The organism is uncultured Actinomyces sp. (assembly GCF_963542285.1).
GTDB lineage: Bacteria > Actinomycetota > Actinomycetes > Actinomycetales > Actinomycetaceae > Pauljensenia.
Genome location: NZ_CAUTWQ010000006.1, coordinates 29803 through 52835, shown reverse-complemented (window position 1 = coordinate 52835; position 23033 = coordinate 29803). Strand labels below are relative to the sequence as shown.

21 protein-coding genes are annotated in these 23033 nt (G+C 56.9%); 5 read left to right on the top strand and 16 right to left on the bottom strand.

The genetic code is table 11. The features are described 5' to 3' along the window. Positions 1 to 276: 276 nt before the first annotated feature. The 3 genes from RW023_RS04040 (at position 277) to RW023_RS04030 (ending at position 2379) form a co-directional block, all read left to right on the top strand. A complete protein-coding gene (locus RW023_RS04040) occupies positions 277 to 570 on the top strand; it encodes a WhiB family transcriptional regulator (protein WP_009408838.1) in 294 nt (97 codons plus the stop codon). Positions 571 to 736: 166 nt separating this feature from the next. Beyond that, positions 737 to 1528: a thioredoxin domain-containing protein gene (locus RW023_RS04035; RefSeq protein WP_315579992.1), complete on the top strand. Its 792-nt coding sequence runs from the start codon at positions 737 to 739 to the stop codon at positions 1526 to 1528. Continuing rightward, a complete protein-coding gene (locus tag RW023_RS04030) occupies positions 1525 to 2379 on the top strand; it encodes a cytochrome c biogenesis CcdA family protein (RefSeq protein WP_315579991.1) in 855 nt (284 codons plus the stop codon). The genes RW023_RS04035 and RW023_RS04030 overlap by 4 nt, the downstream gene beginning before the upstream one ends. A gap of 236 nt (positions 2380 to 2615) precedes the next feature. Here the strand turns inward: RW023_RS04030 and groES are convergent, their stop codons facing one another. Continuing rightward, positions 2616 to 2912, bottom strand: coding sequence for a co-chaperone GroES (gene groES / locus RW023_RS04025; RefSeq protein ID WP_009408834.1), 297 nt, complete (start codon positions 2910 to 2912; stop codon positions 2616 to 2618). A gap of 217 nt (positions 2913 to 3129) precedes the next feature. Here groES and RW023_RS04020 point away from each other — a divergent pair, with 217 nt between their 5' ends. Then, a complete protein-coding gene (locus tag RW023_RS04020; RefSeq protein ID WP_315579990.1) occupies positions 3130 to 4368 on the top strand; it encodes a THUMP-like domain-containing protein in 1239 nt (412 codons plus the stop codon). Here the strand turns inward: RW023_RS04020 and tsaD are convergent. The 10 genes from tsaD to RW023_RS03970 form a co-directional block, all read right to left on the bottom strand. Next, entirely contained in the window at positions 4349 to 5446 is a 1098-nt protein-coding gene (tsaD, locus tag RW023_RS04015) for a tRNA (adenosine(37)-N6)-threonylcarbamoyltransferase complex transferase subunit TsaD (protein ID WP_315579989.1), read from the bottom strand. The two genes, RW023_RS04020 and tsaD, sit on opposite strands and share 20 nt — an antisense overlap. 85 nt (positions 5447 to 5531) lie before the next feature. Next, entirely contained in the window at positions 5532 to 6275 is a 744-nt protein-coding gene (locus tag RW023_RS04010) for a succinate dehydrogenase/fumarate reductase iron-sulfur subunit (protein WP_314501355.1), read from the bottom strand. Next, positions 6272 to 8251 (bottom strand): fumarate reductase/succinate dehydrogenase flavoprotein subunit, encoded by a 1980-nt coding sequence (locus tag RW023_RS04005; RefSeq protein ID WP_009408830.1) that lies wholly within the window; start codon positions 8249 to 8251, stop codon positions 6272 to 6274. The genes RW023_RS04010 and RW023_RS04005 overlap by 4 nt, the downstream gene beginning before the upstream one ends. Before the next feature lie 15 nt (positions 8252 to 8266). Next, entirely contained in the window at positions 8267 to 8968 is a 702-nt protein-coding gene (locus RW023_RS04000; RefSeq protein WP_315579988.1) for a succinate dehydrogenase cytochrome b subunit, read from the bottom strand. 207 nt (positions 8969 to 9175) lie between these two features. After that, positions 9176 to 9724, bottom strand: a complete 549-nt coding sequence (gene rimI, locus RW023_RS03995) for a ribosomal protein S18-alanine N-acetyltransferase (RefSeq protein ID WP_315579987.1) — start codon at positions 9722 to 9724, stop codon at positions 9176 to 9178. After that, positions 9721 to 10416: a tRNA (adenosine(37)-N6)-threonylcarbamoyltransferase complex dimerization subunit type 1 TsaB gene (gene tsaB / locus RW023_RS03990; RefSeq protein ID WP_315579986.1), complete on the bottom strand. Its 696-nt coding sequence runs from the start codon at positions 10414 to 10416 to the stop codon at positions 9721 to 9723. Before tsaB ends, rimI begins: the two co-directional genes overlap by 4 nt. Before the next feature lie 9 nt (positions 10417 to 10425). Continuing rightward, a complete protein-coding gene (tsaE, locus tag RW023_RS03985; RefSeq protein ID WP_315579985.1) occupies positions 10426 to 10980 on the bottom strand; it encodes a tRNA (adenosine(37)-N6)-threonylcarbamoyltransferase complex ATPase subunit type 1 TsaE in 555 nt (184 codons plus the stop codon). Then, positions 10980 to 12218, bottom strand: a complete 1239-nt coding sequence (alr, locus tag RW023_RS03980; protein WP_315579984.1) for an alanine racemase — start codon at positions 12216 to 12218, stop codon at positions 10980 to 10982. Before alr ends, tsaE begins: the two co-directional genes overlap by 1 nt. A 25-nt stretch (positions 12219 to 12243) precedes the next feature. Further along, the gene (locus RW023_RS03975; RefSeq protein ID WP_315579983.1) at positions 12244 to 13161 is read right to left on the bottom strand and encodes an ADP/ATP-dependent (S)-NAD(P)H-hydrate dehydratase; all 918 of its coding nucleotides are present in this window, start codon (positions 13159 to 13161) and stop codon (positions 12244 to 12246) included. A gap of 49 nt (positions 13162 to 13210) precedes the next feature. Continuing rightward, on the bottom strand, positions 13211 to 14143 hold the full coding sequence (locus RW023_RS03970) for a GRP family sugar transporter (RefSeq protein ID WP_315579982.1): 933 nt from the start codon (positions 14141 to 14143) through the stop codon (positions 13211 to 13213). 91 nt (positions 14144 to 14234) lie between these two features. On the opposite strand from RW023_RS03970, the gene coaA reads away from it, so the two are divergent. Continuing rightward, positions 14235 to 15236, top strand: a complete 1002-nt coding sequence (coaA, locus tag RW023_RS03965) for a type I pantothenate kinase (RefSeq protein ID WP_399499323.1) — start codon at positions 14235 to 14237, stop codon at positions 15234 to 15236. On the opposite strand, the gene RW023_RS03960 is transcribed toward coaA, so the two are convergent. The 5 genes from RW023_RS03960 to RW023_RS03940 all read right to left on the bottom strand — a co-directional run bounded on the left by RW023_RS03960 (position 15226) and on the right by RW023_RS03940 (position 22982). After that, positions 15226 to 16659 carry an alpha-L-fucosidase gene (locus RW023_RS03960; protein WP_315579981.1) on the bottom strand — a complete coding sequence of 478 codons (1434 nt, stop codon included), beginning with the start codon at positions 16657 to 16659 and terminating at the stop codon, positions 15226 to 15228. The two genes, coaA and RW023_RS03960, sit on opposite strands and share 11 nt — an antisense overlap. 20 nt (positions 16660 to 16679) lie before the next feature. After that, complete coding sequence (locus tag RW023_RS03955) at positions 16680 to 17615, bottom strand: carbohydrate ABC transporter permease (protein ID WP_315579980.1); 936 nt, start codon at positions 17613 to 17615, stop codon at positions 16680 to 16682. Further along, the gene (locus RW023_RS03950; protein ID WP_315579979.1) at positions 17612 to 18523 is read right to left on the bottom strand and encodes a sugar ABC transporter permease; all 912 of its coding nucleotides are present in this window, start codon (positions 18521 to 18523) and stop codon (positions 17612 to 17614) included. Before RW023_RS03950 ends, RW023_RS03955 begins: the two co-directional genes overlap by 4 nt. 75 nt (positions 18524 to 18598) lie before the next feature. After that, positions 18599 to 20014 (bottom strand): extracellular solute-binding protein, encoded by a 1416-nt coding sequence (locus RW023_RS03945; RefSeq protein ID WP_315579978.1) that lies wholly within the window; start codon positions 20012 to 20014, stop codon positions 18599 to 18601. Positions 20015 to 20138: 124 nt separating this feature from the next. Continuing rightward, positions 20139 to 22982, bottom strand: coding sequence for a glycoside hydrolase family 2 TIM barrel-domain containing protein (locus RW023_RS03940; RefSeq protein WP_315579977.1), 2844 nt, complete (start codon positions 22980 to 22982; stop codon positions 20139 to 20141). Between the last annotated feature and the right edge of the window lie 51 nt (positions 22983 to 23033).

The following is a 23033-nucleotide window of genomic DNA, read 5'->3' as shown; positions in this document are numbered from 1 at the left end:
GCGTTTTCCAGTCGAGCGGTCAGATTTTGTCCGCTGACAGCTAAGAACGACTATGTAACAGGCAACAAAATTACCCATTCAGCGTTTCTACAGCATTTCGTTATCTCCCGTAATAATGCGGTTTTCAGCGTTACTTCGGCCGTCTCAAGTTTCCTGTGAAACAACTATGATTCTCTGAAGGGGCCTTGAATAACTCTTGCACAATTCGGTACCCTTCTTGCAGTCCTTCTCGCCGAGAACGTCTCGCGCAGGGAAGTGCAATGAATGGAGGTACTCATGTCTGACGTCTCTCGACTGCCAGGCCCGTCGATTGACGCGTGGGAATGGCAGTACCAGGGCGCCTGTCGCGACCTCGATACGGAACTTTTCTTCCACCCCGAAGGTGAACGCGGTTCAACCCGTCGTCGCCGTGCCGCCAACGCAAAAGCCATTTGCGCAACTTGCCCTGTCATCGAGCAGTGCCGCGAGTATGCTCTGCGAGCTCAGGAACCCTATGGAATCTGGGGCGGCATGACTGAAGAAGAACGTCGCGAAGAAATTCAGCGTCGTCGTATTCGTCGAGTCTCCTGACACACTCACTACGTCATCTCGAACTCGCTCGGGTCGGTGTCCCGAGCGAGTTTCTTTTACCTGTGTCAACCGCTTCCCTATTCCCGCTCTCTTCCCTTATTCCCCGCTCTCTATGGAATAGACTGAAACCCATCCCCATCCCCGCGCGAAATGCGAAAGGTGCCCCATGGAATCTCGAGGCCTTGGCAAGCAGAGAGTCATCGCCATTCTTCTTCTTGCATGTGCTGTTGTTCTTGTTGCCGGTGCGGTCTGGTGGACCAGCCGGCCGTCAACTTCTCACTCCCAAGCGACGGCCTCGGCTAGCGCAACTCCGACGCAGCAAGCACAGGAAAGTACCGCTTCCCCACAGCAAGCCCAAGCATCCTACGCGCCGACTGTTACCGATCAACAGGGACTCGACATCATCCACTCTCAGCAGCGTCGTGACGCCAATGACGCGCGAGCAAAGGGTTCGATCGACGCTCCCGTCGTGATGGTGCTCTACTCTGATTTCTCTTGCCCCTACTGCACGCGTTTCGCGCAGCAAGTAGAACCGCAATTGCAGGATCTGGTCGATAACGGGACCTTGCGAATTGAGTGGCGCGATCTGGCACAAATTTCGCAGTCTTCCCCTCTTGCCGCTCAGGCTGGCATTGCCGCAGCCAACCAGGGACGTTTCTGGGAGTTCGTGAGCGCAGCCTATGGCGAGGCCGATCCATCCGGCCACCCCGAGTACACAATGGATTCTTTGACTGCTTTGGCCCAGAAGGCGGGCGTTCCCGATATCTCGCGCTTCCAAGCCGATACCAGCGATCCCGAAACGGCAGCAGAAGTGAAACAGGCGCAAAACGACGCCTACAAGATCGGCATCCAGGGCACACCCTTCATGTTCATTGGCGATAGCTTTATCTCAGGCTTCCGCGATGCCGACTACGTGCGGGCAACCATCCAGAACCAGGCAGAACACCTCAAGAAGTGAATCCTCTTATTGCCTTCCTCGGTGGAGTATTGACGCTGCTTGCACCGTGCTCTGTCATGCTTTTGCCCGCCTTCTTTTCCTACGCGTTTCAATCTCCGCAAAAATTGATCGCTCGCTGCGGGATATTTTGGCTGGGCTTACTTACTCCGCTGATCCCGCTGGGTGCAGCCTTATCAAGCGTTGTCGCGTTGATTAGAGAACACTCCGCCTTCATTACCCACATCATCGCCCTTTTGGTGATTATTGCTGGACTGATCACGCTCTTCTCCTTGGATGTTCCTGTTTTCCGCGTACGTTCCCTAGAAACTGCTTCTCAGTCACGTGATACCGCATGGGCGGTCTACCTCTTGGGTATTACCTATGGAATTGCAGGGGTTGGTTGCGCAGGCCCGATCCTTGGAGCAGTACTGGCAACTTCCTCTTTGGGCGGTTCAATCGTAGAAGGCATCATCGCAGTCATTTTCTATTCCGCAGGAATGGCATTTCCCCTCTTGGTGCTCGCACTACTTTGGCAGCATTCCGCGGGGCGTATCCAAGCGATCGTGCGACCGAAGCCCTTAACTCTGCTCAAGCGTCAGACGACGTGGACAAATGTCGTCTCTGGACTGGTTCTCATCATTTTGGGTTTCACAATTTTCACAATCGACTTGAGTAACCCTCTTGGCGGGATCGTCTCCATTGACACTCTTGCTTCGTGGGAAGAATCCATCATGGGACTTTTTGGGGCACTACCCGCATGGGTGATCACCCTTGCAGGAGCACTCATTATCGGCGCTATTGTTGCCTTGCTCTGGAAACCGCGCTCTGCTTCTCTTCCCTCTTCCACGCCTTCGAAAGATCAGCAGGACTAGCGCGATTGCCACTAGCGCAGTCGCGACGAGCAGCAGCGCTAACAGCATCAGTAGCAGCGCTAACAGCATCAGTAACAGCGCTAACAGCATCAGTAGCAGGACTAACATCGCCAGCAGTAGCGCCAATGCAGTAACTAACAGTGCGCATCTGCACTCAGAACGCAAAAAAGTGGTGAGCCCGGAGGTTCACTCCGGGCTCACCACTTCATGCATCACGCGGATGCTAGAACGTCTATTCAGCGCTCGACAATTGCCAGCACGTCGCGTGCAGACAGGATCTGCAGTTCTTCGCCATCATACTTGACTTCGGTGCCACCGTAACGGCTGAAGATCACGTGGTCGCCGACCTTGACGTCCACGGGGACGCGGTTGCCGTTGTCGTCAACACGTCCGGGGCCCACTGCCAGAACTTCGCCTTCCTGCGGCTTTTCCTTAGCGGCATCGGGAATGTACAGACCGGAAGCGGTCTTCTCTTCGCTGTCAACCTGACGGATGACAATACGATCTTCGAGGGGCTTGATGGTGATAGCCATTTCAGCACTCCCTTTCTTCTCATAACGATTAATGTCATCCCGTCCCTGCCGTCGCGGGGGTCAGGTTTGGGATCGCATGTGTGCTTACCCACTCAGTCTAGGGCTCGATTGGCACTCTAGCAAGCTGAGTGCCAACGCTGTCTACCGCCTCCACTCAGCCTCCCACACGCCCCATATCTTTTCTCTAATTCCCTGAAATTCCGCAACAATAGAGACCATGTCCTCCATTGATCCACTCTGCTGCTCCCCCGGACGTGAACTTCTTGCCCAGTGGGAAGAAAACGAGGAATACCGCCACCTCTCACCCATGGAGCTCAGTTTGGCAATCCGCACACAAACGGATGACCCGGACACGGCCTCGGCAATCGCCTCTCAACTGCAGTTACGCACCCAAGCGGAAGGAAAATTCGGCTCTCTTGCGCGCACAATGCTGTGGACGCGCGACGGCTACGAACAAGCAACGCGATGGGTTCTTGCCCGCGAGCACGCCGCACGCTTCGTCAATGCCGGCGCAACGCATATCGGAGACCTCGGATGCGGGATCGGCGCAGATTCCCTTGCTTTCGCGCGTGCAGGCATGCGGGTTACCTCGTACGACATCAATGACGAGGCGCTTTCCGCCGCTCGCGAAAACCTTTCCCCTTTCCCCTCCGCTCGCGTTGAGAAACGCGATGTGAGCACGCTGGGTCCCAAAGATTTCGAGGAGGAAGGTTTCGACGCGCTATTCGCTGACCCAGCGCGTCGAACAGGCAAACAGGGTGGTTCCAAGCGCATTTCTTCGCCCTCGGATTGGTCCCCTTCTTTGGACCGCGTCCTGTCTTGGGCACAGTATGTCCCGCATTTAGGGGTAAAAGTTGCGCCGGGCATCCCCTACGAACTTATTCCTTCCCAGTTCCACGCGCGCTGGACCAGTGTTGATGGAGATCTTCTCGAGGCCGCGCTATGGTCTCCTTCCCTGGCCAGCGAAGGGGCGGGGCGCTCAGCATGCGTCATCACCCACGATGAGGTCCATACCCTTGAGGACCCTCAAACACCTTTCGCCGATTCACCTGCCCGGCAGGCAATAGTTGGGCAGCTGGAGAGCTACCTCTACGAGCCGGATTCTGCGGTTATTCGCGCGGGTATGGTTGCAAGGCTCAGTGAAGATCTCAACGCACATCTGATCAGCAAATCAATTGCCTACCTCAGCGCATCAAACGCGACCCCCACTCCCTTCGCTGCAATATTCGAAGTCATCGACCAGGTGAACCTCCGCGCAAAAAATATTCAGCAGGCACTTCGAGCACACGATATTGGACGTGTCGAGGTCAAGAAACGCGGCGTCGACATTCAACCCGATGCGCTGCGCAAATCCCTCAAACTCACGGGGAGCCAGCCGGGTGTCGTTATCGCCACTCGAATCGGCGAATCACATCGGGCGATTATTGCCCGACGAATCAGTGCCGGGGAAGCATAGAGGTTTGCGTCAAGGGCATACCGGAATCGGGAGAGAAATCCCAATCTGAAGGTTCAACCCCTGCACGCACCAGCTCTGAGCCCATGGCGGCAATCTGTGCCCCATTGTCCGTGCAAAAACGCAGCGGAGGCATGCGTACTTCTAAGCCAGCAGCCTCGCCACGCTCAGCCAGCAACGCACGAAGCCGAGAATTCGCAGAGAAGCCACCGCCCACAACGATCGTCGAACATCCGTGATCGAGCGCGGCGCGAACCGCTTTCGCCGTTAAGGAATCGTTGACGGCCTCGGAAAAGCCCGCGCAAATATCCTCAGCGGGAATCTCCTCACCACGTTCCTTAAGGCCTTCAACATACCGAGCAACCGCGGTCTTGAGCCCGGAGAAAGAGAAGTTGTACTTGTGGCGTTCCTGATCCTTGCCTGCGGCCAGACCTCGCGGGAAACGGATCGCAGTGGGATCGCCCTTTTGCGAGAGGCGGTCGACGTGCGGTCCACCCGGGTAGGGAAGGTCAAGGAGACGCCCGACCTTATCGAAGGCCTCGCCAGCAGCGTCATCAAGGGTTCCGCCAAGCTCACGGACATCCGTTGCGATGTCATTAATGAGCAGAAGATTCGAGTGGCCACCGGAAACAACTAGACCGATAAAGCGCTCGGGCAGAGGTCCTTCAGCGAGCTTATCGACCGCAAGGTGACCAATCACGTGATTGACCCCGTACAGCGGTTTTCCAATTGACGAGGCCAGTGCCTTAGCCGCACAGATACCAACCGTGAGCGAGCCCACCAAGCCGGGACCGGCAGCAACGGCCACTGCATCGACATCATCAAGAGTCACGCCGGCTTCATCAAGGGCGCTATCAAGCGTGGGAAGGAAAGACTCAAGGTGAGCGCGCGAAGCGATTTCGGGGATAATTCCGCCATAACGGGCGTATTGATCCATTGATGTAGCTGTGCGATCGACCAGAAGGTCGCAGCCGCGCACCAGCGCAACGCCCGTTTCATCGCAGGTTGATTCGATACCCAGCACTAAAGGCTCTTTTTCACTCACCCGGTTCAGTTTAGTCCGCTGCAGTGCTTGGTGCATTCGCCCCCGCCTTCCTACAAAAAGGTGTGGGGACGACCCCAATGGATCGTCCCCACACCGGTGTTGCAAAGATTCCTTTAAAGGATCACACGCCCTTGAGCGCTGCCTTGCCCAGCTGACGGTTCAGCGTGGAAATGACATCAAGCGGAATCTGCTTGGGGCAGACGGCCGCACACTCGCCGATGTTCGTGCAGGAACCGAATCCTTCTTCGTCCATCTGGTTGAGCATGTTGACAACGCGACGGTAGTTCTCAGGCTTGCCCTGCGGGAGCAGGTGCAGGTGAGTGACCTTCGCCGAGGTGAAGAGCATTGCCGAGGCGTTCGGGCAGGCAGCCACGCAAGCACCACAGCCGATGCAAGCAGCGGCTTCGAAGGCGCGGTCCGCATCCTGCTTGGGAACGGGTGTGCCGTTGGCATCCGGTGCGGCACCGGTGTTCACCGAGATGTAGCCACCAGCCTGGACGATACGGTCCAAGGCGCTGCGGTTAACAACCAGGTCCTTGATGATCGGGAATGCTTCCGCACGCCAGGGTTCGATGGTGATGACATCACCATCGTTGAAGGAGCGCATGTGCAGCTGGCAGGTCGTGGTGACCTCAGGGCCGTGGGCAATACCGTTAATGACAATGCCACACTGACCACAGATGCCTTCACGGCAGTCAGAGTCAAATGCGATCGGTTCTTCGCCGCGAGCAAAGAGCTCTTCGTTCAACACGTCGAGCATTTCTAGGAACGAGGATTCCTCAGAGATGCCGCGGACTTGGTATTCGTGCATGGCACCCGGATCCTCGGGTCCGTTTTGGCGCCAAATCTTCAGTGTCAGGTTCACTTGTAACTCCGCTGCTTAAGCTCGATGTTGTTGTAGATCAAGGCTTCCTTGTGGAGGATCGGAGGCTGATCCTCGCCACCCCACTGCCAAGCTGCAACATAGAGGTACTTGTCATCGTGGCGAAGGGCTTCGCCTTCGGGGGTCTGCGACTCCGCACGGAAGTGACCGCCACAGGACTCTTCACGGTGCAGGGCATCGATGCACATGAGCTCGCCCAGCTCCATGAAGTCTGCAACGCGGCCAGCCTTTTCAAGGGACTGGTTGAGTTCACCAATCGACTTGCCGGGAACGCGAACGTCACGCCAATAGTCGGCGCGAAGCTTGCGGATCATCTCGATGGCCTTCTTCAGGCCCTCTTCGCGACGCTCCATACCGCAGTATTCCCACATGATCTGGCCCAGTTCCTTGTGGAAGGAATCCACCGAACGGGAACCGTTGATCGACATGAGCTTGTCAATGCGACCCTGAGCAGAGTTCAGAGCTTCAACAACATCCTCGGAGGACTCATCCAGCTTGGGGAGGTTGAAGCAGTGTGCCAGGTAGTCGTTGATGGTGTTCGGAAGAACGAAGTAACCATCGGACAGGCCCTGCATCAGTGCGGATGCACCCAGGCGGTTCGCGCCGTGATCAGAGAAGTTCGCTTCACCGGCAACGTAGAGGCCGGGGAGGTTTGATTCCAGATCGTAGTCAACCCACAGGCCACCCATCGTGTAGTGGACAGCCGGGTAGATACGCATGGGCACTTCGTAAGGGTTGTCACCCGTGATGCGCTCGTACATATCGAAGAGGTTGCCGTACTTAGCGGACACCGCTGCGCGGCCCATACGGGAAATTGCCTCGGAGAAGTCCAAGTAGACGCCGCGTGCCACGCCGTCGATCTTCGGACCCACACCGCGACCCTCATCGCACATGTTCTTTGCCTGACGGCTTGCGATATCACGAGGAACAAGGTTGCCGAAGGAGGGGTAGATACGCTCCAAGTAGTAGTCGCGATCTTCCTCGGGAATGTCACGAGGATCCTTCTCGCAATCTTCTGCCTTCTTAGGAACCCAAATACGACCGTCGTTACGCAGGGATTCGGACATCAGCGTCAGCTTGGACTGCTGATCTCCGTGCTGCGGAATACAGGTCGGGTGAATCTGGGTGAAGCAGGGGTTCGCGAAGTACGCACCCTTGCGGTATGCACGCCAAATTGCGGTGGCGTTGCAGCCCATGGCGTTCGTCGACAGGAAGAAGACGTTTCCGTAGCCACCGGTTGCCAGAACAACCGCATCCGCAATGTGGGTTTCAAGCTTGCCGGTGGTCATATCGCGCGCGACGATACCGCGAGCGCGGCCATCAGAAACGATGAGTTCGACCATTTCGTGGCGGGAGTGCTCGGTAACAGTACCGGCAGCAACCTGACGCTCGAGCGCCTGGTAGGCGCCAATCAGCAGCTGCTGACCTGTCTGGCCACGTGCGTAGAAGGTACGCGACACCTGGACGCCACCGAAGGAACGGTTATCGAGCAGGCCGCCGTATTCACGCGCGAAGGGCACGCCCTGTGCGACGCACTGGTCGATGATATTCGCGCTGACCTCAGCCAGACGGTAGACGTTGGTCTCACGTGCGCGGTAGTCGCCGCCCTTAACGGTGTCGTAGAAGAGGCGGTAGACGGAGTCATTGTCGTTGCGGTAGTTCTTCGCGGCGTTGATACCACCCTGTGCTGCAATGGAGTGCGCACGACGAGCGGAATCCTGGTAGAAGAACACGTCGATGTTGTAGCCCATCTCGCCCAGCGAGGCGGCAGCTGCACCACCGGCAAGGCCGGTGCCCACGATGATGACGTGGAGCTTACGACGGTTTGCGGGGTTCACCAGAGCCGCAGTGAACTTTCGCTTTTCCCAAGCGTCTGCGAGGGGAACATCCAGCGGGGCCTTGGTATCGGCGATATCGTCGCCTTCGCGGTACAGCCCGTGAATCAAAGTATCAGTCATGTCTCAATATCCTTGTCAGGAGATGTAACCGGCGACGATCGCCAGCGGGGGAAGCGCGAACATCAGGAAGATCAGCGCACCGACCAAGCCGGAGAGAACTTCCATGAACTTGCGGGTTCCACCGCGGACCCAACCCAGAGATTGGAATGCCGACCAGAAACCGTGAGAAACGTGGAGCGCTGCAAGACCAACGAAGATCAGGTAGACAACAACCATCAGGGGATTCTGGAAGGTCGCGACCATGCGCTCATAAGGAGTGGAGTCTGCGACAAATCCGGTACGGATGGTTCCCGTGGTGAAGTGCAGGATGTGGAAGACGATGAGGAAGAAGAGCAGAACACCGGTCATACGCATGGTGCGTGCTGCATAAGCGTCAGCTGCACTGCGCTTGACGACGTACGCACTGCGACGTGCGCGGCGTGAGCGCTTCCACGTCACTGCTGCTGCCCAAATGTGGATCACCAGCATAAGAAGCATGGCTGCGCGGAATACCCAGATAAACCCACCGTGAGGGAAGATCGGCACAAAGGCATCTTCTTTCAGCCAGTGTGCGTAGTGATCGTAGGCTTCTTGCCCCAAGAACATCTTGAGGTTGCCGTAGGAGTGGAAAAGAAGGAAGAGCACGAACACGATGCCGGAGATCGCCATAAGTTGCTTGACGAAAACGGTCGTAGTCCATGCGCGACGCTTGCGAGTTGCGACAGTTTTTGTGGCCATGACTCAAGCCTAAGCTGAAGGAGTGTCATTTCCGTAGGACTGCTGGCCCGCACGCTCCGTATCTGCTCACAGCGTCAGATCAGTCTTCCCTAAAACCCTGATTTTCCAGGGAAATAACAGCGCGGAGAAGCCCAGTAAAAATGCGTCACAAAGTCGACAAAATCTGTCAGAAAACACCGTATTAGGGCAACATAATTTTTCGTATTTTCATGCGCCGAAAACAAGACGCATGTTTACCGCATCTTCGCGCGGGTTCCGGAAATATGCTTTGGTGACACCGACACGTTCAAAACCCGATTGCTCGTACAGCGTGATCGCTGGGGTATTGGAGGCTCGCACTTCCAGGAAAACTCGTTCGCTCCCCCGCTGCCGCGCGAGTTCAAGCAAGGCGTCCATCAGCGCGCGACCCAAGCCGCGGCCTCGAAAATCGGGAAGAACCCCCATGGTCATCACGTCGCTATCGAGGCCAACCTTGACACCCGCATAGCCACATAACACAGGAAGTTCACCCTGGGGAGCATCAGCACACACGCCAAAGTAGACGCTCAGTCCCGAGGAAAGCTCCTCGGCAACCATCCCAGGCGTCCACGGGTCCTCGGGGAAGATCGCCTGTTCCAGCGCAATAACCGCGCGCCAGTCCTGTGGCCCCAACACGACAAGCTTTCCTCCCGAGGCCTGGGCGAGCCTGTGTGCGCACGCGCTTAGCGTTTCCTGAGTACCTTGGGTGGGGGCAGCACTGGGATCTGCTGTGCTCACATACGCTCCGGCGCTTGCCCATGAATATCGGGGCGACGCAGATACAAGGGTTCGGTACCCAAACGGTCCTCTCCACCGCGAGCCAGGCGCGCGCGGACAATGCGAACCATGACTGAAGGGTCGAGGGGAAGAACCGGCCCCATTTCTGCGCCGGCAAGTTCATCGACACTGTGCGCCGGGATAGGCGCATCAGAAACCAGCAGTCCTTCTTGCTCACGCAAGGCACTGCTCAAGGTACGCGCGTAGCCAACCTCAAGACGCCCAAGCAAGCGAACATCATCGGGGCCTTCTGCAAGGTAATGTCCCCAATACAGTTCTTTACGGCGCGCATCGGTCAGCGCATACACATGAGTGTCCGGAGACAGGTGATCCAAAGCAGCGCGGGCGATCACGTCCAAAGAGCAGACACCGTAGACCGGAATCCCCGCAGCCTTCGCGAAGACACGTGCTGAAACAAGTCCGGCTCGCAGACCGGTGAAGGGAGCAGGACCTGTGCCTACGCACACGGCGTCAAGTCCGGCCTTTGCGGCCTCGGTCGGCAAACCGGCCTCTTCAAGGGCTTCGAGGACGCAGGGGGTAATCGATTCTGCGTGATGGCGACCCGACTCGTTCCTCGAGCTCCCCAGTATCTTTCCGCCATCGACAACGGTTACTGCAGTTGCTCCGGAGGTATCAATGCACAATTCGGTCATAAGTCGATCCTATTCCACGCTCACACGTAACTGTGGTGCAAGGCCATCAAAGACACCGTCCCAGCGATGCGAGTAGGGCGTAAATGTGATGATACGTTGACCGTCATCCATGCTCTCGAGGTCAACAACATCACCGTCACGTGCGGCTTCTCCCCCGCTCGCGCGCCGCACTTCGATTTCAAGGCGCGCATCACTCATGGCTTCGGTCTTGCCCTCACCCCATTCAACAACTGTCACAGCCTGATCAATAGTCGAATCCAGATCGAGGGTCTCCAGATCATCGAGGTCACGAATTCGATAGGCATCGGCATGGATGAGGTCAGGTCCTCCGGCCAACGAAGGGTGAACGCGCGCGACGATAAATGTCGGGGAGGCAACTGTCCCTCGAACTTGAAGCCCGCGGCCAATTCCCTGAGTGAAGGTAGTCTTACCGGCGCCCAAGCCGCCTCGGAGCATGATGAGGTCGCCCGCGCGTAAGTGACGCGCAAGCTCTTCACCTAACTCGCGAGTCTGCTCTGCATCGCTCACACGATAGCTGTACTGCTTCGCTTGTATCTGCGTCATTATTCCTCTTCGTTCGCGTACTGCCTGGGGATGCGCTCTCCCAAACGAGTAATGACCTCATAGTTGATTGTTCCCGCATGCGCGGCCCATTCGTCTGCGATCGGGTACCCCTTGGCTGGATCACCGAAAAGAATGGCTCGATCGCCTACCTGGGCGGGTGCATTGCCACTGTTCTGGGTAGCTGTGTCTTTCTGCCCTTCAGCGGGCCCCAGATCAATGATGAATTGGTCCATGCAAATTCGGCCAACGATCTGTGCCTTCACCAGACCTGAATCAGTCTCGACGGCAACCGGCGCGCCATTGGAGGCCGCGCGTAGGATCCCGTCTCCGTATCCCAGCGGGACCAAACCCACCCAACGACGGCTCGGAGCCTGCCAAGTTCCTCCGTACGAGGCCGGGGTCCCTTCTTCGATGACCTTCACTGACGTGAGTGGAGCGCTCAGCGTCATCACGGGTGTCAGTCCCAGTTCCTGAGCACTTGCGACTGAAGGATCAGGGGAAAGTCCATACATTCCGATCCCCGCACGAACCATGTCGTAGTGGGTCTCCGGGTGCCACAAAATTCCCGAGGTTGCAGCAAGGTGACGAATCTGCGGACGCACTCCTGCTTCGGCAAGAATGCGTATGCCCTCTTCAAAAATCTGACGGTGCCGGCGCGTAGATTCCTTGCCGGCCGCGCTGGGATCATCTGCTCGTGAAAGGTGACTCCACACGCCAACTACCTGAACAAGGCCGGCATCTTCTGCGGCTCGCACGGCCTGGGCAAGCTCTGGCAGATCAGCCAAAGTTGAACCCGCACGTGACATCCCCGTGTCGATCTTGACGTGAATTCTGGCGGGGCGCCCGCAGCGACGTGCCGCCGCACAGACCTCATCAAGAACCCACGTCCAAGACACAGACAGGTCAATATCTGCACGGATCGCGGATTCGAAATCACTTCCACTGGTGGAAATCCATGCCAAGATCGGTGCGCTATCACGCGCGATCCCCGCGCTATCGAGTCCTTCACGAAGCTCGAAGGCCTCGGCTAATTGAGCAACACCCAACCAATCGGCTCCAGCGTTGAGGGCGGCTTGGGCAACGGGAAGCAAACCATGTCCATAGGCATCGGCCTTAATGATCGCCATTTGCAGAGCAGAGGGGGCGCAGGTTCGCAAATGGGCAAGATTACGCGCGAATGCTGCAAGATCAACGGATGCTACCGAAGGGTATCCGCATCCACGTTTGGAAGTTTCCACTCCCCAAGTATCGCACCCTCGGCGACTAGGAACACAGTCCACCGATGATTCCTGGAAGAGCGCGGGCAATATCAATGGCCTGGATAGGGCGCGCCCCTTCCGAACCCACGCTTGCCCGAAGAGCTGCTTGGGCATGTGCCCACGCTCCAAGGCTCGCAAGGGTTGCGCATTCGGCCTCGGAAATCAACGGGTTCCCCTGTCGGCGTTCAGCTCTCGCCTGGAAGCCCGCAGTGATCCCCGCGACGGTCCCGGCAAGCACATCACCGCTACCCGCAACCCCAGCCCAGGGGGTTTCTTGAGGAATCGAGACGATTTCTTGCGTCCGGCTCCCCTGCTCATGTTTGAGATACGAGCACACAGTAGTCGCACTTTTCAGAAGGATAATGGCGCCCGTGAGCGAGGCAAGTTCCTTGGCAGAAGCGGCGGGATCAGCATCAACGCCTGCGCGAGATTGCGAACTTCCCAACTGAGTAAGAAGGCGCGCGGCCTCGCCGTGATGAGGGGTGAGGATAGTGCGCGAAAGGGAACGCGAACGCGTGTCTGCATAGTCGACAAGGCCTCTGACTAAGTCAAGCGCGCCCGCATCAATAATCAGAGGAAGCTTGGAATCAATACAGAATTGCGCAAGCTCACGGCAATCGTCGTAGCGCTCATTCGTACAGCCAGGACCAATTACTCCGCTTTGGATGCGACCGCCCACTGTCACGACACCAGGAGCGTAGTGAAGAACCAGATCTTCTACCCGACGGGTCGAATTCAGGCGAACCATGCCCACGCCGGTGTTCGAAGCGGCGAAGGCTGCCAGCAGCCCGGCACCCGGGTAAGTGTCAGAACCTGCGACAACGCCCACGACGCCTCGGCGATATTTATCCTCATCAGCGGAAGGCGCGAAAAGAAACTCGCGCGCGCTTTGGGGATTGAAGAGAGGGATCTGCTCAGCCATATCCCCATTGTTTCACGCAATCAAGGGGGACATCCGGCGCAAGCCTGGTCTAACTGAAGGAGCGAGCAACGCCCACCATGATGACGCCGATAACCATGATGACAACGCCAATGATGGTCCACCGCATCTCACGACGCGTGCGCGTCTCGTGGAGGATCAAGATTCCACCGAAAGTCTGAATAATGACGCCCATCTGCGACAGGGGGAAGGCAACCGCGACGCCAAGGCGCGAGGACGAAACTTGAGTCAGGAGAATAGCCGCACCCCACATCAGGCCGGGGATCAGTTGGCGAAGAGTGAGAAGACTCCAGCGATTGTCTTCCTTGCCAAGTTGAGGCGAAAGCGCAGGGATCGTTGCGATGAGGCCGACAAGGAAGTAACCGACCGATTGCGGAAGGATCACAGAGCGACCATCCAAACCAAAGCCTTGAACAATCAGCAGGTAGGCGACAAGGCAGGAGGTTGACACGACCAGCAGAATTGTCCCGCGCTTCCAATCAACGTTTTCGTCGGCAGCTTCCTCTGTCTTTTCAGTCTTGGAGATAAAGACCACGCCCAAGGTGAGGAGCACGATAGAGCTCAGCGCAAAGACAAGTGCAAGACCGTGGTTCATCTCACCGAAGAGAATGATCCCACCCAGGCACATGAAGATAATCTGGCCCGCAGTCGTCAGCGGCATGGTGCGTGAAACACCGAGCACCTTCAGGCAGAGAATTTGGAGATACTGCCCAAATCCAAGGATCAGGCCCGAAAGGAAGGAAATGAGCAGGGTCTTGGTTGTCCAATGCACATCAATGAAGGGAGTTGCCAGCGCCGAGAAGAGGAAGGCACCTCCCAAAGTTCCCAGGGTCTTTTGTCGATCATCGCCACCTTGAGCGACAAGGACGATGGACATAAAGCCAAGGAAAAGGGACGGGAGCAAAGCGACGAAGTAGTCGATCACGACATACTCACTTTCTTGTGCGTCAATGAGTGCAACCAAGGAATGATGTTTTTAGGCTAGTGGACAACCAAGCAAATACAAGGGGAAAGATCCCTATCTGGGCTGCGCGATAGATAACATTTTGAGACGCATGGGACCTCTGATTGCGTGTCAAGTCCACGAAGTTGCCACAATTAGCACTGTGAGTGATATCAACAACACCGAAGAATCACCCTTTGATTACTTCTCCCGCGACCAGTGGGATCGGCTTGCCGACAGGTCACCCCTTCCACTCACACACACTGACCTTTCGCGTTTAGCATCCCTTGGCGATCCCATTGATATTGCCGAAGTCGACGCAATCTACCGACCGTTGACCGCACTGTTGCAGCTCTACGTTGAGGGACATCGACGCGTTGAGCAAGAGCGTTCAGATTTCCTTACACGCTCTCACCGGGCTCCTGTCCCCTTCATCATCGGAATCGGCGGCTCGGTTGCCGTTGGAAAATCTACTGTCGCCCGCCTCTTGCGTTTTCTCTTGTCCCGATGGGAAAAGACCCCGCGAGTCGACTTAATCACGACAGATGGTTTCCTCTTCCCCAATGCGGTTCTCCGTTCCAAAGGCCTGCTCGGGCGAAAAGGTTTTCCCGAGTCCTATGACCGCCCAGCACTCATTTCCTTCCTTTCGGCAGTTAAGTCAGGGATGCGCAATGTTCAGGCCCCCGTCTATTCACATGTCGTTTACGACATCGTCGAGGGCGAAAGCGTCGTCGTAGACTGCCCAGACATTCTCATCGTTGAAGGACTCAATGTCCTCCAACCTCCCAAGTGGGGACCCGGCGTCATGCCGACCGCAGTCTCAGACTTTTTTGACTTCAGCATCTACGTGGATGCCGACGCCGAGCACATCCAACAGTGGTACGTTGATCGTTTCCTCACCCTGCGTCAGACCGCGTTCACTCGCGAGGATTCTTTCTTCCGCACCTACGCCTCCTTAACGGATGCGCAGGCCGAGGCCACAGCTCGCTCGATTTGGGAGGAAATCAACCTCCCAAACCTTTTGGAGAACATTGCTCCCACCCGCGAGCGCGCAACGATGATTTTCACCAAGGGTGCGGATCACCGTGTCGAGTCACTGCGGCTCAGAAGGTGAGCTCTACTCCCACCGCATAGCGCAGATCGGTCTGCGGAATCACGAGGCGTGATGAGCTTTCACGCGCCTCGACGATGACCCTGTCCTCGCTTCCAAGAATCCGGGCACCGCGTACCTTCCCGGGGACCTCAAGCCACGTCGATGCAAGACCGGAGGGGGCAAAGGTTCTTTCTTCGTAAGAACGCTCCTCGGCCTCATCAGTCGATGGCGCCGGAGGCATCCCGAAGAAGAAAACTCGAGACTCACTGTCCTTGGCCTGTGTTGCGTACCAGGACCAGCCCTCTTGCGCGCGCAGGGAAGCGATCTTCTCCCACGGGCGAGTCGCGTAGATCCCCTCACCGTTGACGCGCAAGAAGTCACCCAGCTGCTCGAGGCCTCGCCGAATCCACGTGGACATGCCTCCGCGCGCGTCAGGACCGATCCCAATGAGATAGTTCCCGCCTCGCGACACGATCGCCAATAGATTGGAGATGATGTGGCGCATAGGCTTGATCGGCTCTTCGGGGCCCATCGAGCACCAGCCGCGAGTCATGGTGATGCACGATTCCCAGGGGTAGCGTCGAATATCGTCCGGAACTTCCTGCTCGGGGGTTCGGTAGTTTTCGTTCACCCCATGGACTTCTCGGTCAACGACCAAAATATCGGGTTGGAGGCGACGTGCATTCTCGGCGATCTCATCGATATCAATCGGTTCATCTGGTTCGCGAACCCAACCGGCATCGAGCCATAGCACGTTGATACGCCCGTAATTACGCAAGAGCTCATCAATTTGATTGTGGGTGTAGCGAACAAAGGAATCCCACTTTGCGCGGTGCTTCTCGATGTCGAAGTTGTGGTAGCGATCAGTGATGGTGCGGGCGCGATCCCAATATCCCGGGTGGTTCCAATCAGCCTTGGAGAAATAGACACCCGTTTCCATATCGTGAGTACGGAAGGCCTCGAAGATTTCGCGGACGATGTCGCGACCAAGTCCGGATTCTTCACTGGTCGACTTGAAGTTCGAGAAGTCCGTGTCGTACATGGCGTAGCCGTCGTGATGCTTTGTCGTAAAGACGACGTAACGCATTCCAGCATCGGCGCACGCGGAGGCCCATTCCTCGGCATTGAAATCGTCCCCTGTAAAGGAACGCGCTTGGTCGCAATACCACGAGTGATACTCCTCGTCGGTTCCCTTCCAGTCCTCAGGTGGGTCAGTAAAGCCACCCAAACGCTGGCGATGCAGGGACCAGGAGCCATCTTGGCCAATGTGAGAGAAGATCCCCCAATGGATGATGACACCGACCTTGTGGTCCCTCCACTGCTCGAGTGCGGCGAGGGTGCGCGGGTTCGTTGGCCAGATGTACCCCGGATCCGGGTATTGACGCAGCGCACCCGCAGCTTCTAGTGCATCGGGAGCGAAGTCCTCGCTCAGTTCATCACTCATTGGTATGTGCCTTTATCGATCTAGAACTTCAATCCGCCATCTTCGATTCCACGGAAGAAGTACTTCTGCGAGAAGGCGAAGACAACAACGACAGGAACCAGTGCAACGACCGCTCCGGCCAAGACCAGTTGATAAGTCGTTCCCTGAGCGGAATTTTGAATGGCTGTCAGTTCCAGCATCAAAGTGTGCTTGTCGTTGTCGACCAGCATGAGTAGCGGGAAGAGGAAATCGGACCAAGCGCCGATGAAGGAGGTCAGTCCAACGACCGTGAGAGTTCCGCGAACCTGAGGAAGGAAGATCCTCCAAAAACGCGCCCATTCGCCCGCCCCGTCAATCAGCGCGGCATCTTCAATTTCTTCGGGGATTCCAAGGAAAGCTGCGCGCATCATCAGGATCTGGAAGGGGCCAATCATGGCAACCATCCACACGCTAGTCAGTGTCTTGTACGTGCCGATGGACACCATCATCGAGTACAGGGACAGCATGATTGATTCGAAGGGGAAGATCATCGCCGAGAGCACGACGAAGTACATGATGTTACGACCGGTCCATCCCCGTCGCGAGAGCATGTATCCACCCAAGCAGGACAAGACGATATTTGAAATGACCGTCAGCGTTGCAACGATGACCGAGTTGCCAATCGCACGCAGGATCGCGGTTTGTTTAAACAGTGTGCTGAACGCTGCAAGCGACCACGTCTGCGGGAAGATCGTGGCGCCTTGGCCGAAAACCGACTCCCCAGGAGCTTTGAATGCCGCGAGGAGAGGAAGCAGAAGCGGTCCCACCATAAGGATCGCGACGACGACCAGCGTGATGTACCGCAGGACCAGGCGAGATCCTTTGAGCTGGCGTGATGCGACGTTGCGCGATTGGTTCTCAAGCTTGCGAGCTTTGCGCCAGCTCGCGAACTTTGACGAGGCCGTGGCTGAGCTGCTTGAAGAAACTGCGGTACTCATTGGTCTTCAGCCTTCCTCTGCAGCTTCTGGGAGGCAATGATAAATCCGAAAGTGATGAGGAAGAGGCAGACCGAGGCTGCATTGCCCTTGCCCAGAGACCCGTATGTCGGATCGGTCCAGTCTCGGATGTACATGGTCAAAGTCTTTGTCGGGGAGGCACTTCCGCCAAGGAGATAGACCTCGGTGAAGATTTTGAGGCATCCGATGGTTGTGAGTGTCGCGACCAAGAACATCATGACTTTGACGCCCGGAACAGTGACGGTGAAGAAACGACGGACGCTTCCCGCTCCGTCGAGTTCTGCGGCCTCGTAGAGGGACTTATCGACGTTCGCAAGAGCGGACAAGTAGAGAATCATGTAGTAGGGCAAGCCCTGCCACAAGGTAATGAGCATGGCACAAAAGAGGATGAGCCATTGGTTCGAGAGGAATGGGACCGTATCCAATCCCCATGAGGTCAAAAGATTGTTTACTGGTCCTCTTTCATTGAGCAGGTAGCGCCAAGCCAAGGAAATGACGACGAGCGAAGAAACCGCAGGCAAGTAGTAAAGCGCACGGAAGAATCCGATGCCCGGAACATAGGACTTGACCAGGAGGGCAAGGAGAAGAGGGAGAAGCACCATAAGAGGGACAACGCACACCGCGTAGATCAGCGAGTTACGAAGAGAACCCCAAAATTCCGCGTCGTTCAGAACGTAGGTGTAGTTCTCGATCCCGATGAAGGGACCAATTTTTCGCAGCGGTTTTGTTTTCGTGAAAGAGACGAAAACCGTTGTGATGAAGGGATAAATGTAAAAAGTAATAATTGCCAAGACCGGGAGTGTAATCCAGATCCACGGCATCCATCCTGGGCGGAAACGCGCGGCCCCATTAAGAGATCGGCTTGGGGCACGTCCTGTACGCGACGACATTGTCAGGTCCTTCAGTGCTGTTCAAGGGTTTTGCCGGGGGTAAAACGCGATTGTTTTACCCCCGGCAAGGGCAGATCATTCAGTCAGAGCCTTGAGCTTCTTGTTCATCTGATCTTGTGCAGTCTTCAGAGCGGTCTTTGCATCGACCTCTCCGCGGATTGCCTTGTTCACGTTTTCGACGAGGCTGTCCTGAACGGCACCGGTGGTGTAGAAGACGTCGGTGTATGCCTCGGCTTCCTTTGCAGCCTTTGCGGCTTCTTCGTAGGCAGCCTTGAAGACCGGATCATCCGCGATCTCCGGCGGGTTTGCAACAAGCTTGTCAAGAGCGCTTGTTACTGCCGGGAAGATGATCGCACCACCGTCGTGGGTCCATGCGTATTGGTTCTCAGCATTGGTGATCCACTCGGCGAACTTCATTGCCAGAGGAGCGTTCTTGGTCGAGACAGACACGCCGATGTACTGGCCTTCGAAGACCGGCTTGATTCCGGGGTTGGTCGGGAAGGGACCGACACCGGTGTTGTTGTAGACGGTCGCGTTGTTTGCCTTGACGGACTTGAGGAAGGACGCATTCGGGGTACCGAATGCCAAGTTTCCATCGGCGTATGCCTTGCCCGGATCGGGTTCGCCGGTCAACGAGTCCTTCGGGATCGCGCCACTCTTGTAGAGCTCGGCGAGGCGGGTCACGTACTTGATTGCCTGCTCATTGTCAGCAAAGTTGAACTCGGTCTTATCAGCGTTCATGAGGCTGACGCCCATGCCGTGCAGCTGCGCGGTCATGTACCACTGCGGAGAGCCGTAGATGCCGTAGTCGCCCTTGCCATTCGCTCCGACCTTTGCAGCGTAGTCAAACATCTCTTCCATGGTCTTAGGAGAGGTGTTTTCATCCAAGCCTGTGCGCTTGAAAACTTCCTTGTTGTAGGTGGTGATGTAGGGGCCGAAGTACCAGGGAAGCGCGGTGTGGTGGTTATTGGCCCCCAGTGCGGTCGAATCCCAAATGGTCTCGACAAACTTGTCACCAATACCGGGAGCCTTCACATCAAAGTCCATGAGGAGGTTGGACTTTGACAGGGCAAGGATCGTCGAAGAGGGAACGTTGACAACGTCTGCCATCTGGCAGTTCGTTGCTTGGGCGGTAATGGTCTGGTCGAATTCAGCGCCACCTGCCTGGTCAGTCCACTTGATCTTGACACCGGGGTTTGCGTCTTCGAATTCCTTGATCTTCGCGGTGAAGAAGTCGCCGAAGTCGGTCTTGAGGCCCTGGGTCTGGAAGGTGATTTCCCCTTCGACCTTCGAGGTGTCAATCTTCGAATCGTCGAGATTCGTTGCGGGAATGTCGCATGCAACATCAGGCTTGGGGATCGAGCCCGAAGCGGATCCGCCGCTTGCTGAGTTTGAAGAAGAGTCGCTGCTGCCGTTCGAGCAGGCGCTCAATCCTAGAGTGCTTACCATGGCCAGGGCGACGACGCCAGCGGCCATCTTTTTCTTCAACATGCGAAACCTCCATTGGTTCGTGTCGTAGATCGATATGAATACCGAATCACTAACTATCTCGTGTTAGTCGATAAGCCTAGGCTACCGTTGAGAACCTAGCTTTACGTTGCATAGCAGACAATTGTTATAGATCCGTTACACAAACAACGAATTCAATGCTCAGTGGATTGATCCGTGCATCGAATTCGGGGCGCGCATCCGGGCCACACGAGCGAGTCCCGATGCCATCTTGAATGGCGTCAAGCCAAACAAAAGTCCGATTCGAATGCGGCAAGTCTTCCCAGTGTCCCGCCCGGGCAAGCTCTTGCTCACTCCACGGCGAGGCGCTCCACCCCACTTCGCTTCGAGGAACGATCGTGAACGCGCAGTCTTCCCCACGCAGCTCAAGAACCTTCAGTCCCGGTCGGTGCCCACCTTCTTGAGGCTTAACGCCCACATCCCACAGATCTTCAAGTTCAGCGCATCCAAACCCATCTGGATTGACGCCGGGCATATCCGCATAAGCGATATCCGTCTCCCCCACCCAGGAGGCCGTCCACCCCGTTCCCGGGATGCACAGACGAACCCCTGCGCGAGGGATGCGCTCGGGCCAGTGCCCATAGGGAGTCATTTCAACCTTTACGGCGAGGCAGTTTCCCGGCAGTGGAGCACCCGCAGATGCGCCTCCGCTTTTTCCGTCTACGGGAGCAAAACTCCAGCGAGTCTCAAGTCCGAACTGTGCAGCAGGTGGCGCCCAGCGTTCGACAAGCACCCGCGTTCCCTTCTCACGGGCGCTTCCATGCCAGGTTCTGCGCAGGAGATGCAAACGTGCCATTTCCCATCGCTGGGCGTGAGAAACTCCCCATTGCCCGGTCCCTGTTCCCAGTGGCCCCAGATCGAAAGTGGAAATCCCCCAATAATCGACGGGACCACGACCGCGATCATTGTCCGTCGGTGCGCGGTAAACACTGATCTCCGCCACGATCGGAAGCCCGCCCACGGACTCCACGCGCCCACGATCATCAAACACGGTGCCGCACTCGGCCTCGTCAGAGGAGAGCCGGGAAGAAGCTGCACAAGCCAGTGCACGCAAGCGCTCCTCGGCCTCGCCACCCGATTGTTGCGAGCGACCCTGAAGGATCGGTGCGTCAGGCGCGAGCGAGCGAATCCATGCCCATGTCCCTGCATAGGGACGCGAAAGCGCATCAACCAAGCCATCGCAGACGAAATTTCCGTCGTGCACTTCCTCTCCGAAATCACCGCCGTAGGCAAGACAGCGACGCCCATCAGGAAGGGTGTGCCACAGCGCGTGGTCACGCCACTCCCACACGAAGCCTCCAGCATGGCGAGGATGGCTCATTTGCTCGGCATAAGCGGCCGCTCCACCGGGGCCGGTCCCCATCGCGTGGAGGTACTCACACATGATGTAGGGAGCGCTGCGAATGCGTTCTTTCGCTCCGTCATCCACAGCCGCACTTGCATGGCTCGGGACAGCAACCGGCGCGTGCATGTCCGCATCGTCAAGCACCGCAGCAACTTCTTCAAGTGTCGGGTACATCCGTGAGTAGATATCGACGTACTCCATGGCATGGTCGCCCTCGTAGTGGACGAGGGCGCGTCCGTGGGTGCGTTCGCGGAGCCAACGTGCGGCCCCTGCCAAGTTACGTCCCGTTCCGGATTCGTTCCCCAGGCTCCAGCAGAAAATGCTGGCATGATTCTTGTCGCGTTCAAATGCTCGTTCGGTGCGGTCGAGGTAGGAGGCTTCCCACCGCGGATCATCGGAGGGATTATCGATCCACGTACGATTCCCCTCAAAACCGTGGGTTTCAATATCCCCCTCGAGCATGACCCACAGCCCAATTTCATCGGCCAGATCGAGAAGGCGCGGGTGAGGCGGGTAATGGGAAGTTCGGATCGCGTTGATTCCCATCGACTTCATGAGTTCAAGATCGGCGCGCGCAAATTCTTCGCTGAATACTCGCCCTTCGTCGGCGCGAATTTCATGGCGATTGACACCATTAAGCGTCAGGGGCTCGCCGTTGGCCATGAGAACGCCGTCCTCGATGCACACGCGACGGAAGCCGAGGCGCAGGTGACGTTCTTCCGTTTTACGGCCACTCTCCCCCACCACGTGCACGCGTGCGGCGTAAAGTTTTGGCGATTGCGGGCTCCACGGCTCGACATTGCCGAGGCCAATGCTATCGCTGCGGTAGCGCCCGTCCTCCCCGCGCGAGAGCGTGAGCAGCGAGGCACCGAGCCCTTCGATATACAGACTCGCTTCAAGCGTTTCGCTTTGCGCCCCACGCACTCTCAGCTCTAGGGTCGCAAATCCTTGCCCGGCCTTGTAATCGGTATTGATCCACAGATCCTCAATGGAGAAATCGGGAAGGTATCGCAGTGAAACTGAGCGGAAAACTCCCGGGAGCCACCACTGATCCTGATCTTCAAGATAGGATCCTGCGCTGAACTGATGAACGCGAAGAGTCACCGTATTTTCACCGGGGACAAGCATCTTGGTGACGTCGAATTCGTGGGCGAGACGTGAACCGCGAGCCATTCCGATCCATTGGCCATTGATCCAGACAATGATCTGGGATTCAACGCCTTCGAAGCGCAGGCGGACCTGGCCTCCCGATGATAGCCACGACTTGGGGCATGTGAAGTGCCGAGAATAGTCACCGACAGGATTATCTTCCGGGGGGAAAGGCGGATCCACAGGGAAGGGGAAGTCAACATTGGTATAGGCGGGGGCACCCCAGCGTCCATCTCCTCTCAGAACCCAGTGGCTTGGGACATCGATCGTCTCTTCGCTTGATACGCGAGGAGAGGGACATGCCTCTTCGGGATTTGCACCGGGATTGGGATCAACGCGGTGATAGGTGAAGGCCCAGAGGCCATCTAGGCTCATCTGCCCTGGATCATCAGCGAGATACGCGCGAGCAGGAGAAAGTGCTCCCACACAGGGCGCGTATGAGGGCATAATTTTCATGATGAGCCTTTCAGGTGAGTCAACATTGAATCTCCTTGCAGTACACAAAGA